A 12,143-nucleotide genomic window follows, 5' to 3' on the forward strand; every position below is an offset into this window, starting at 1 on the left:
AACTGACCGACGGTCAATCAATATTGAGAATAAAAATCATTTGTAATTAAAATGAGGGATTCTTTGTTAGCTAACCATAAAAAAACGGTCTATTGACCGTTTCATATTCCACTAAGTAACTATTCTTTCAAAACTTGGGTTATTTCACCGGTGTTTCATGCAGGTATTTCCAAGTGCACTTTCCATTTTCAACATGGATACACGCAGTTGAGATTCGTAATGTTGAAACACCATCGTTGACCTGTAATTCTTGATATTGCACCCAGCAATCATTGCCCAATTGCTGAATTGGCACTATCTGCTGAATTGCGATGGTCAAATGAGGCTTTTTGCCAACATGTTGACTAAACAGCGCAGTGACATCTTTGTGGGTGATCCCCTGCCCTTGAATGGTGATCATTTTAAAATCCGGATCAAAGCTATTCCGTAAAAGCGGCAAACTCTCCCCCTGATTGCGCCCTGTAAATACATCCTCAATGACCACATGTAAATCAATCACACTTTGTACTGCCAGCGACATTTTAGAGTCCATTTATTTTCCCCTAATAACTGAAATTAACGATAGCAGCCCCAGAATAGCTGCAATGAAAAACGTATATTGATAACGAACTAACTCTGATGAAAATGAAATAAGGTTAAAGAGGGAAATTAATACCACCGTCCCCACACTAAAGGCCACCTGACGGTTAATATTCCACAGCACGCTACCTTGCAATAAATCCTTATCTTTAAAGTCTATTAATGCACTGATTTGCGCCGTATTCGCACTGATCCCACCACCTGTTCCCATTAATAAATAAGCCATAATGAGCAACATTAATTGGCTTTGGTTATCGACCCAAAACAGAGTCAAGATCCCAATGCTATGCACAACGATACCTGTAATAAATAGGCTTCGCTTACCCAGACGATGATAAAAATAGCCGCCAGTTACCATGGAAATCAGAGCACCCGCCGCATACACCAACATAAACATGCCCGTTTGTTGTGCATTAAATCCGATGTTATTTTGGAGATTAAATATGTTCAGTAAATTAACACCCGTAAAAATTCCCGGCACCGCGTAATAAACAATAAAACCATTACGTAAATTATAATTTTTGAGTAATTGCAGGTTTAAAATCGGTGCTCGGCATTTCTTTGCGTACTGTAAATAGACAATCAGCAAAGCGGCAGAAATCGCAAAACTCAATAATCCGAGAACTAAACTTTGATAATCATTATAAAGAGAGAATGACATCAATAAGCTCAGTAAACTGAAACTGACTAACAGCAAACCAATAATATCAGGCTTTTCTCGTACCTGTTTTTCACTGGATTTTACCCAGCCCCAAGCCAACAGTGCCGCCAGCAATGAAAACGGAAGATTAGCAAAGAATACCCATCGCCAAGAAAGAGAATCGATAATCATGCCACCAATTGCTGGAGAAAATGCTGGGGCAATTAAAGCAACCGTCATAATCATCGTCGATATCTTTTGGCGTTCTTGATTAGGAAATAGAGCAAATACTAAAGCCTGCCCAACAGGAATTAGTAATCCCCCTGCAATTCCCTGAATAAAGCGCCAGAAAATCAAACTATAAATAGAATCACTAAATCCACATAGCCCAACGGAAAGGGAAAATAGCAGCATCGAATAAGCCAGTAACTTACGCTCCCCCAAACGACCCGCTAACCACAGGCTAACTGGCATAATGAGCACGAGCCCTAAAATATAGGCATTCGCCACCCAAGAGACCATCGACTGGCTCGCCGAAAATGCCGAAGCGATGTCTGGCAATGCAATGGCAGACATAAAAATATTAATACAATCAATGAAAAAGCCGAGAAGAAATACTGTAGCGATTTGATAACGGTATGACATAGCTACCTCCGGTCGCAAAGAGTAGAGTGCAACCCTTCTCCTGTCGATGCAAAGGAAGTAAAATCATTGTTTAACACAACCAAACAATCGAGCGGATTATGCAAAAAAATCTCAAGCAAATTACCAGCTTTCTTCAAGTTGTCGATTCTGGTTCATTTACCAAAGCCGCAGAAGTCTTAGAGCTAAGTCGTTCGATGGTCAGTATTGATGTTAAACAGCTCGAAAAAAGCTTAAATGTCAGCTTATTGGTGCGAAATACCCGCAATATTGCGCTCACTGAGGTGGGAAAATATTTCTACGATGATTTTAAACGGATTCAATTACAGATAGAGGAAGCCTTTGAGAGAAGTCAAAATTTAGCAACCAACATAACTGGCACATTACGTTTCTCTTCAACCAATGAATTTGGCCAGCGTTACATTTTGCCTTTGCTCCCAGCATTTTGCCGGCAATACCCTCAACTGCGCCTACAATACAGCTTTAATTCTTCTTTTGATGATTTATTAGCTGAAAAGCTCGATATTGCAATTCGATTAGGGAATTTAAAAAACTCTTCATTAAAATCCCGTAAGCTCGGAGAATATGCAATTTATTTGGTCGCCACACCCCAGTTTGCCAATCAATACTCCATTAGAAATATCGAGGATTTGGCGCATATTCCGTGGGTCACACATTCGCTACTGAATTTGCAAGATAGCCAATATATTCTGCAGAACCGCCACGGCGAAAAGTTTGGTTTGCCCTTATTAAACAGCCAGTATGAATCCAACTCCGCAGAGACTATCCGTCAACTGGCACTCGCTTCATTAGGTGCCGCGATTTGCCCCGCATGGCTGATTGAAGAGGATTTAAAAACGCACCGATTAGTACGCTTGTTGCCTGAATTCGAGCTACCGAAACAAAACATTCAATTGCTCTATCCCAATACCCAAACTCTACCCGCCAAGACACGGGCATTTATTGAGTTTTTGGTTGATAAAATGCAGCAGTGACTATGCGCTCGCCACCGCCCACACCTTGGTACAAATCTTCTCCAGCAGCGCTTTATTGTGGCTAAAAATAATCATCGCGAGGGGGCGTTGCTGTGAAATACGGATCAAATGCTGCCACACTTCCTTTTGAAGATGGGCATCTAATTGAGCCGTGATTTCATCGGCGATCAACACTTTAGTACGAGGATCGAGAGCACGAAGTAAAGCTACCCGCGCCAGTTCTCCGCCCGATAACTCGCTGGGGCGTCGCTCTAACCATTGCGGTTTAATAGAAAGGTAATCTAACCATTGGGCATCCGGTTCCCACGCATCACGAACACTGGAACCTACGGTACGATAAGGATTAAAGCTTTTTTCTGGGTGCTGCGGGACTAGCTGAATAGGGCAATAACCGCGATGAGGAACAGGTTCACCATTCAATAAAACTTGCCCATCAGTGGGCTTTTGCCACTGCCCAAGCACACGTCCTAGCGTCGTTTTCCCAAATCCACTGGGAGCGGAAATCCCCAGTCGCTCATTGTCTGCCAATGACAAATTCAGGTTATCCCACAGTACCCTACCCGCTTGCTCAATACGCAGATTTTGAATCTCTAGCATCTGGCTACCTCCACTCATCCAACATCATAAATTGATGTTCAGGCAAGGCATTCCATAGCGATTGGATCCATTGCCCACCACCACCTTGTTTGAGTTTTTGGCTACTCAGTACTTCTTCAAGCGCACCATTACGCAGTAGTGCCACGCGATCGGCGAAACGCACTGCCATAGAAAGGTCATGGGTTACCCACAATACACCGCGACCATCGCGACACAGGGATTTAATATTATCGAGCAATTGCATCGCATGCTCATCATCCAGCCATGAAGAGATCTCATCAGCGAGAATATATTCCGCGCGAGAAAGCGTGGCGCTGCTCGCCAGTACCCTTTTAGCCATTCCCCCTGAGAGCTGGCTTGGGTAGTGATTCACAAGGCTCGATTGCAAACTGTACTCTTGTAGGTGTCGTGCGACATCGTGCATTTTTATATGCTTCCCGCTAAGTACCGCGGCGCGTTCTAGCTGAGGGCCAATCTGAATTAATGGATTTAACGCGCTCACACCTTGAGGCACGTAACACAACGAATTCCCGCGATACTGGGATTTGGTTTTCTCTGTCAGGGCTTGACCATTCAGTTCGATATTCCCTTTACAGCGCATATTGTCTGGCAATAATCCTAATGCGCTTTGTAGCAATAAACTTTTACCTTCACCACTACTGCCAATCAGCGCCACCATTTCACCAGGTTGAATATCTAGCGAAATATCTTGCAGTAATGGAGACCATTGCTTTTTACCCAACCAACGATATTGCGCCACATCAATGGTCAGATTTTCAAATTTCAGCATGTTGCTCCCCTTAACCACAATTGTTGAGCCGATTTCGCAAATTGGTCAAATAGCAGGACTAACCCCATCAATGCCGCACCGGGGAAAACCACCATCCACCACGCACCTGTACTCAAATAACGTAACGCTTCAGAAAGCAAAATACCCAGCGATGGCTCATGGGGTGCGAGCCCAAACCCCAGGAAACTTAATGCCGCGCTGTGTAACACGGAATGCGGAAACATCAATAATGTTCCGACCATCCATTGAGGAAGCAGCATCGGTAAATAATGGTAGCGTAAACGCTCAAATGCGCTGTTGCCAATACGATGGGATAGCATGATGTAATCCGTTTGCTGAACCCGCAGCAGTTCAGAACGTAGAATCAGCGTTAATTTAGGCCAATGGGTTAATGCCACCGCCCAAATCACGCCCATTTTCCCGCCGCCTAGCGTAAAGCAAATCAGTACCAATAACAGTAAATGTGGTAGAGCGAGTAACGCGTCAATAATGCCGCGCACCACATAATCCATGCTTTTATTGAGCGAAGATACCCCCGCCATCACCAAGGCGATAATGCCACTGGTGATCGAAGCGGTTAAACCAATTTGTAAACTGGTGGCCAGCCCTTGAAATGTACGTTCAAATAAATCGCGCCCTAAATTGTCTGTTCCAAATAAATGCAACAATGACGGCGCTTGTCGCCTATCGAGCAAGCTCATTTCAATATCAGAAGAGAGCAGCCAAAAGGCGTAGCTACCTAATAAAATCAGGCAACTTAATGAAAGGAGTAGTTTGATCAGAGCGCGATTCGGATTATAGGTCATGATTCTCTTATCACTCCCTTATTCACCCGTTTTAATAGCAAATCTGCCATCGTATTACTGAAGAAAATCAGTACGGCGCAGAGCATCACAATCCCCATTAACAATGGTACATCTCCACGTAAGCCTGCATCAATAGTGGCTTGTCCTAACCCTGGGTACGCAAACACTTTCTCTGCTAATAATGCACCACTAAAAAGCTCGCCAACAGAGGCAAACTGCAAGCAAATCGCAGGTGTGATAGCGTGTTTAAGCACATGGAAGCCCATCATTGACCAGCCTTTATCCCCTTGCGCTTGTGCATAATGAATAAACTCGCTGTTCATCACTTCAGCCACTTTTGCGCGGGTATGTAAGGCAATGGTGCCCACGCCCAACATGCCAAGGGCAATGACCGGTAAAATTAAATGCTGAATTTTTTGTGAAAATGTGGCGGTCTGTTCATCGAGGCCAATCGGCCATGCACAGCAAATTGGCGCCCATTTTAGGGAAACCGCAAACAAGGAAAGCAGCAATAAACCTATCCAAAAGACGGGAATTGAAGCGAGTAAATAACAAAATGCCGAAATGATTTTGTCAGGCCAGCGGTTTAAGTAGCGCCCTGCGACTAATCCAAGCCCAAACCCGACCACACCGGAAAATACCCACGCACTGCCGAGCAATGCGAGTGAAGGAACAATACGGTCAGAAATCACTTGTAAAACAGGGGTATTGTATAGCATCGAATACCCCAAATCCCCTTGAAGCATTTGTGAAAACCAGCGCCAGAACTGCATCCAGAGCGGTTGATCAAGCCCCCAACGCGCCGCAATCAGCGGATATTGCTCCGGGGGCACATGCATCAAGTCGTTACCAATATAGGCTTTGATCGGATCAATCGGCGAGTAACTTAGCAGGATAAAAATCCCCAGCGCGGTTACCGTTAATAAGCAGATAAATCGCAATAAAAGCCCAAAGGTTGTTCGCATTACTTACAAGTCCACTTCCATTCATCGACGTTATTTAACACAGACCAAGAGCCGTGAATTTCAGGGGCACTTTTACCTAAATCAACGCATTGATTTGATAAGTAAATATGCTGAACATTCATCAACCATGCCCATGCTGCATCCCCTTGGATACCAACGCCTACTTTGCCATTCCAGTCCACTTGCTGCCATAGCGGGATAGCGGCATCTTGGTCAGGTTGGCGTAGCGCTTCTTCGATAATTTCATCCACCGCTGGGTTTTTATAGTAACCCGCATTGTAGAAGCCGACACCAGCGGCTTTGCTACTGTAGTTATGGACTAACTCCATTGGGTCGAGGCTGCCCCAACCAAACAGTGTCGGATTGGCATGCATATGCAATTCAACGGTTTCCCAACTGCCTGATTTCAAATCCATTTCAATACCGAGCGGTTTTAAGCTTGAGCGGATCGCTTGAGCTAAATCGCGACGAGTTGTGTCCCCACTGGCGTACCACAGAGTGAGTTTCGCTACTTTGCCATTTTTCTCTCTCAAACCGTCTTTATTCAGCTTCCAGCCAGCCTCTTCCAAAATGGCTTTCGCTTTGTCTAAATCTCCATCTTTGAATGACGACTTAGGGTTATTCCAAGGTAACCCAGCGACACCGGTATAAGCAGGGACAGCAAAACCTTCAAGAACAGATTCCGCCAACAGCTTGCGGTCTAATGCATAGTTAATGGCTTTACGAATAGCTACATCGGAGGTGATATCGTTACCAATTGGGTTGCCCTGAGCATCTTTTTCGCCAGCAGGTGGAATAGGGAATGAGATCCCACGGTTTTCCACGCTGTAACGCTCAATCAGCTTCATGTTAGGGACATTATTGGCATTGCTTGCCACGGCGGGAGGAATACGTACAACCTCAAGCTGAGCGCTCTGTGCAGCAGCAAATGCGGCATCTTCATCAAGGAACACAAACACCATTTTGCCGTAATCATTTTTAGGGCCGGCATAGTATGGGTTTTGCTCAACAATCAGTTGTTGACCCGGTTGGAAAGCCACTAAACGGTATGGACCAGCCCCAATCGGCTTATGCGCGTAAGTTTTTGCATCGTACTTATCCGCAGAGACAATCCCTAACGATCCCAACACATTGATAAACGTACTTTGCGGGGAGGATAACGTGATTTTCACGGTCAGCGGGTCGATTTCTTCTGCTTTCGCGAAGTTACCCATATCCACTTTACCGCCGCTCGCCGCCGCATTGTTGTAGCTGAAGACCACATCCTTTGCCGTTAACGGTGAGCCATCCGAGAATTTCAGATCCTTTTTCAAGGTCAGTATCCACTCTTTACCATCTGCATTGTGCGTGTAGCTTTCGAGCATATAACTGTGCCAAGAAAGATCCGCTTTTTGCTTTAAGAGCGGGCTATGCAGGAGCAAGTAACTACCGTGGCTCCAACCCAACATTGGGTCAAAACCTTCTGTGGGTTCTGCGCCAATGGCAAGTCGTAAAGTGTGTGTCGATGATGCGGGCTCAGCCGCTTGTGCTTGCAGGGTTAATCCCATTAAACACATGGCAACCGCTAATTTTTTAATCATATATCCCTCTAATCGGTGATTTTTTCATTTCGGTACCGTTTTCAGGTACCGTTTATTAGGGTACAAATAACTAACAAATTCGAGGTAATGGCTCGCTATGTGGCAAATCTAACAGTCGGGAAGCGCCAAAAATCCCCACCAGCTTCACCTGTTTATTCTCTGTCACACAACCAATGGTTTTGGCATTAACGCCTAATGGATGTTGATGTAATGCGGCTAAAACTTGCTGTTCAGCTTCAGGTTTCACCACAATCACTAATTTGCCTTCGTTGGCAAAATTAAGAGGTTCTAAGCCTAATAATTCGCACACTCCACGAACGGCGGAAGAAACGGGTAAATCCCCTTCGTTGATGGAAATACCGCAGCCACTGGCCTGCGCAAACTCATGCAAAATGGCATTCACACCACCACGAGTGGCATCACGGAGTGCACGAACACCGTCAATATCACGTAGTGGCTCAATAATCGGAGTTAAAACCGCACAATCGCTGCTGAGTTGCCCTTCTAAGCCGAGCTGTTCACGCAAGTTTAAAATGGTCGCACCATGATCGCCCAGTGTTCCACTGACAATCACTTTATCTCCCGCTTGAATTTGCTGAGCGCCCCAATGAATTTCGGTTGGGATCACACCAATGCCCGCAGTATTGATAAACACTTTATCCGCCGCGCCACGCTGTACAACCTTGGTATCCCCTGTCACGATCTGCACTCCCGCCGCTTTAGCGGTTACCGCCATGGATTCCACAATGGTTTGCAAATCTGACAGTGGCAAACCTTCTTCAAGGATAAAACCACAAGAGAGGTATTTGGGAACAGCACCGCTAACCGCGACGTCATTCACCGTACCGCAAACTGCCAGTTTCCCAATATTGCCACCGGGGAAAAAAATAGGGTCAATAACATAGCTATCGGTACTGAATGCTAAACGGTCACCTAATGCGGTCATTTCTGCCAGAGAAAGGCGCGCTTGGTCTTCACGTTCATCGAGAGCTTGGTTAGCAAAAGCCTGTAAAAACAGCTGTTCAATCAGCTGCTGCATGGCTAGGCCACCGCTACCATGAGCCATAGTAACCACATTTTTAGAATCCGAGCTCATTTTACGCCTCCCGACGATATTGGTAATACGCGGCGCAGGCTCCTTCAGAAGAGACCATCAACGCGCCAAATGCCGTTTGTGGTGTACAACGTTGCCCAAACAGCGGGCATTCATTTGGTTTACAGCGCCCCGTAAGCACATCACCACAACGTGCTTGAGGGTCATCCGACACTTGATGAGGCTGGATATTAAAACGCAGCTCCGCATCAAAGGTTTGGTAATCAAGAGTTAACTGCACTCCTGAACCCGCAATTTCGCCTAATCCGCGCCACTCACTGGTGGCTTTCAGTTCAAACACGTCATCCAAGGCTTTCAGTGCCAACAAGTTGCCTTCATCCGCCACAATGCGCTTATATTGGTTTTCTACCTCACAGCGACCATCCGCAATTTGATCCACCAGCATGGCAAGAGATTGCAAAATATCGAGGGGTTCAAACCCTGTAACTACCAGAGGTTTATGGAATTCTTGGGTAATAAATTGATAAGGATGGGCGCCAATCACCATACTGACGTGACCCGGCGCAAGGAAGCCATCAATTCGCACATCAGGCTGTTCAAGCAGGCTACGAAGGGTTGGGATAATAGTGATATGTTGGCAAAATACCGAAAAGTTTTTCACTTGGCGTAAACGCGCTTGTTGTAGTGTCAGTGCGGTACTCGGCATGGTGGTTTCAAACCCCAAACCGAAAAACACCACTTCACGTTCAGGGTTTTGCTGGGCAAGATTTAACGCGTCTAAAGGTGAATAAACGATCCGCACATCCGCCCCGCGGCGTTTCGCGTCCAGCAAAGAGCCATTTTTACCCGGCACACGCATCGCATCGCCATAGGTGCAGAAAATCACTTCAGGACGTTCAGCAATTTCAATGCAGCCATCAATTCGTCCCATCGGCAGTACACAGACAGGGCAGCCTGGTCCGTGCACAAATTCAATTTCAGGAGGAAGAAGCTGGTCGATACCAAACTTAAAGATAGCGTGGGTGTGACCACCGCACACTTCCATTAACTGCAATGGGCGCTGCTTGGCTCTTGGGATATCCGCAATACGCTTGCGGATATGCGCCAATAAGGCTTTTGCCAAGGCTGGGTCGCGAAACTCATCGACGTACTGCATCTGTTGCTCCCGAATTTAGCCCTGTAAAGTCCCCCACTTCATGGTCTAACTGGCTCATCGCCGTTAGCGCATCAAGGGTGGCTTGAGCCTCTTCTTCGTTAATCACACTCATTGCAAAGCCAACGTGTACCAAGACCCATTGGCCTAGCAGATCCGCCGTGTCACCTTCACAAATTAGCCCAATGTTCACGTCGCGTTTTACGCCACAAACATCAACTTGCGCCAATTGGTGGACATCTTCGCCCACCGCAACGATTTTACCCGGTATTCCTAAGCACATAGCTGAGTCTCCAGCCATGCTAACCAAGCATCCATCCCTTCACCGCTAGTGGCAGAGACTTTGATCACTTGGATATTCGGATTCACCCGTTTTGCATTGGCAATGCATGCTTCGACATCAAAATGCAGGTACGGCAGCAAGTCGATTTTATTGAGGATCATAATGTCAGATGCCGCAAACATATGCGGGTATTTCAAGGGTTTGTCTTCACCTTCAGTGACAGACAGCACCGCAACTTTATGACGTTCCCCCAGATCAAAACTTGCCGGACAGACTAAGTTCCCAACGTTTTCAATGAATAGCAGGCTGTTCTCATCCAAACCTAAACGGTCAACCGCATCATGCACCATTTGCGCATCTAAGTGGCAGCCTTTACCGGTATTAACCTGAATGGCAGGTACACCCGTTTCACGAATACGCTGAGCATCATTGGTGGTCTGCTGATCCCCTTCAATCACCGCGCAGTTCAATTTGCCACGCAGACGCAACAAGGTTTCAGTCAGTAAGGTAGTTTTACCGGAGCCAGGGCTTGAAACGAGGTTCAATGCCAAAATATTTTTTGCCGCAAAATCTTCGCGGTTATGCTCGGCTAGATGGTTGTTTTTATCCAGAACATCCATCTCAATTTGTAACATGCGTTTTTGGCTGATACCCGGCGCATGAGTTCCCGCTTCACCTTGTCCATAATCGAGATCATGGTGGTCACCTGCGGGGGCAAAAGTGGATTCCGCTTCATGGCTATGGTCATGAGCATGATCATGGGAATGCGGATGCTCGTGCTTATGTTTATGCTTATGTTTTTCAATCTTCACGCCACAGGTTTCGGGCTCAGATTGATAGTAGTGGTTCACATCACCTTGGTGGTAATAATGGTGATGTATAATCACCGTTTTACCACTATGTTCTGCTGCATGACTGTGGTCATGGTGATGATGATCGTGGTCATGATGGTCATGCCCATGAGAATGTTTATCGTAGTGATGATCATGGTCATGAGAATGAGGGTGATCATGTCCATGGTGGTGGTCATGATCATGGTGATGTTGGTGCTCATCACCTTCAATTCTGCGCTCTCCCGAAGCACAGCCACAAGTACTACACATAATGATTACTCCATAAGTGAGTGATGAAGTTAGCTTAGTGCAACATCAGAAAAATAGGTTGATTCACCGCAAGGTCAATTCACAATTTTCGCTCTAAATCACACAAAAGGTTCTTAGATCAAAAATCTATTCGATTTCTAATTCTTTGATTCGCAGGCTGTCACCGTTCTCAACTTTAAGATTAAAACCGTGACATTTAGGACAAGCGGCGTCGTGAGTGTGAACATCAACACTTTCACTACAATCCCAACACCATGCTTGAGCAGGACGATACAGGATATGCAATTGACTACCGTGTGCCACAGTTCCGCGGCACGCGATATCAAAACAAAAACGAAGGGCGCTCTCTTCAATACAAGAGAGCGCGCCAATTTCCAACCAAACGCCGGTCACCTTTTTCACCTGATGCTGTCTTACTTGCTGTTCAATGATCTCAACAGCACTTTGGCATAAAGAGACTTCATGCATTATTGGTCTCCCAGATAACGAGCGAACACAGCGCGACGTTCCGGTGATTTAGGGACATTAGGATCCGTCACAGGCAAAGAAAGCAACATCCGCGCGCAGTCATCAGCCAGATGTTCACCCTGCGTTGCAGTTAGCTTTCTGTCTAATGGCGACATTAATGAACACGCCAAATATTGAGTTAGTCCTTCCAGTTCTCCAACGGTGTAAGTCATTTCGCCATAAGGGAGAATCAAACCGAGTTTCTCCCCAACAACACGATGCTCCCAATATTGGTCAGGACCCGGCAGGATGATCGCACTCAACATCCAAGGGGTGATAACCGCCCCTACCCATTGATTTTCAAATAACGAAAATGCACTGGCATAGATGCCCATCGTCGGATGCAAGAAGGACAAATCATGCATCGATTGCTGAGCAACTCGTTCAAAAGCAGCCTGAACTAACGGCTGCGGATTTTGAGAGTAACCTTGGATTTCTTTTGGCATGGA

General features: G+C 46.0%; 10 protein-coding genes and 4 pseudogenes. 1 reads left to right on the plus strand and 13 read right to left on the minus strand.

The genetic code is table 11. The features are described 5' to 3' along the window. Positions 1-139 precede the first annotated feature (139 nt). Positions 140-532, minus strand: coding sequence for a hypothetical protein (locus tag GKR74_RS09605; protein ID WP_154603398.1), 393 nt, complete (start codon positions 530-532; stop codon positions 140-142). Beyond that, positions 533-1,864 (minus strand): MFS transporter, encoded by a 1,332-nt coding sequence (locus tag GKR74_RS09610; protein ID WP_154603399.1) that lies wholly within the window; start codon positions 1,862-1,864, stop codon positions 533-535. A gap of 98 nt (positions 1,865-1,962) precedes the next feature. Here GKR74_RS09610 and GKR74_RS09615 point away from each other — a divergent pair. Further along, positions 1,963-2,847, plus strand: a pseudogene (locus tag GKR74_RS09615) (LysR family transcriptional regulator); the annotation flags it as partial. Between the two features lie 9 nt (positions 2,848-2,856). On the opposite strand, the gene GKR74_RS09620 reads toward GKR74_RS09615, so the two are convergent. From GKR74_RS09620 to hybE, 11 genes and pseudogenes are all read right to left on the minus strand, one after another. Further along, the gene (locus GKR74_RS09620) at positions 2,857-3,453 is read right to left on the minus strand and encodes an ATP-binding cassette domain-containing protein (RefSeq protein ID WP_154603401.1); all 597 of its coding nucleotides are present in this window, start codon (positions 3,451-3,453) and stop codon (positions 2,857-2,859) included. A gap of 4 nt (positions 3,454-3,457) precedes the next feature. Beyond that, positions 3,458-4,243, minus strand: a complete 786-nt coding sequence (locus GKR74_RS09625; protein ID WP_154603402.1) for an ATP-binding cassette domain-containing protein — start codon at positions 4,241-4,243, stop codon at positions 3,458-3,460. Positions 4,244-4,251: 8 nt separating this feature from the next. Further along, positions 4,252-5,049: pseudogene (locus tag GKR74_RS09630) on the minus strand (ABC transporter permease); the annotation flags it as partial. After that, positions 5,001-6,014, minus strand: a pseudogene (locus tag GKR74_RS09635) (ABC transporter permease). The pseudogenes GKR74_RS09630 and GKR74_RS09635, both read right to left, overlap by 49 nt. Beyond that, positions 6,014-7,594, minus strand: a complete 1,581-nt coding sequence (locus tag GKR74_RS09640; RefSeq protein WP_154603405.1) for an ABC transporter substrate-binding protein — start codon at positions 7,592-7,594, stop codon at positions 6,014-6,016. The pseudogene GKR74_RS09635 and the gene GKR74_RS09640 overlap by 1 nt, the downstream one beginning before the upstream one ends. Positions 7,595-7,664: 70 nt before the next feature. Next, complete coding sequence (gene hypE, locus GKR74_RS09645) at positions 7,665-8,690, minus strand: hydrogenase expression/formation protein HypE (protein WP_154603406.1); 1,026 nt, start codon at positions 8,688-8,690, stop codon at positions 7,665-7,667. Between the two features lies 1 nt (position 8,691). Next, on the minus strand, positions 8,692-9,804 hold the full coding sequence (gene hypD / locus GKR74_RS09650) for a hydrogenase formation protein HypD (RefSeq protein WP_108478456.1): 1,113 nt from the start codon (positions 9,802-9,804) through the stop codon (positions 8,692-8,694). Between the two features lie 4 nt (positions 9,805-9,808). Then, positions 9,809-10,084, minus strand: a pseudogene (gene hybG, locus GKR74_RS09655) (hydrogenase maturation factor HybG); the annotation flags it as partial. Beyond that, complete coding sequence (gene hypB / locus GKR74_RS09660; RefSeq protein WP_154603407.1) at positions 10,075-11,187, minus strand: hydrogenase nickel incorporation protein HypB; 1,113 nt, start codon at positions 11,185-11,187, stop codon at positions 10,075-10,077. The gene hypB and the pseudogene hybG, both read right to left, overlap by 10 nt. A gap of 126 nt (positions 11,188-11,313) precedes the next feature. After that, positions 11,314-11,655, minus strand: a complete 342-nt coding sequence (gene hypA, locus GKR74_RS09665) for a hydrogenase maturation nickel metallochaperone HypA (RefSeq protein ID WP_154603408.1) — start codon at positions 11,653-11,655, stop codon at positions 11,314-11,316. Next, a complete protein-coding gene (gene hybE, locus GKR74_RS09670) occupies positions 11,655-12,140 on the minus strand; it encodes a hydrogenase-2 assembly chaperone (protein ID WP_108478511.1) in 486 nt (161 codons plus the stop codon). Before hybE ends, hypA begins: the two co-directional genes overlap by 1 nt. Positions 12,141-12,143 lie beyond the last annotated feature (3 nt).

Source organism: Providencia sp. wls1914 (assembly GCF_009706645.1).
Classification (GTDB): Bacteria; Pseudomonadota; Gammaproteobacteria; order Enterobacterales; family Enterobacteriaceae; genus Providencia; species Providencia zhijiangensis.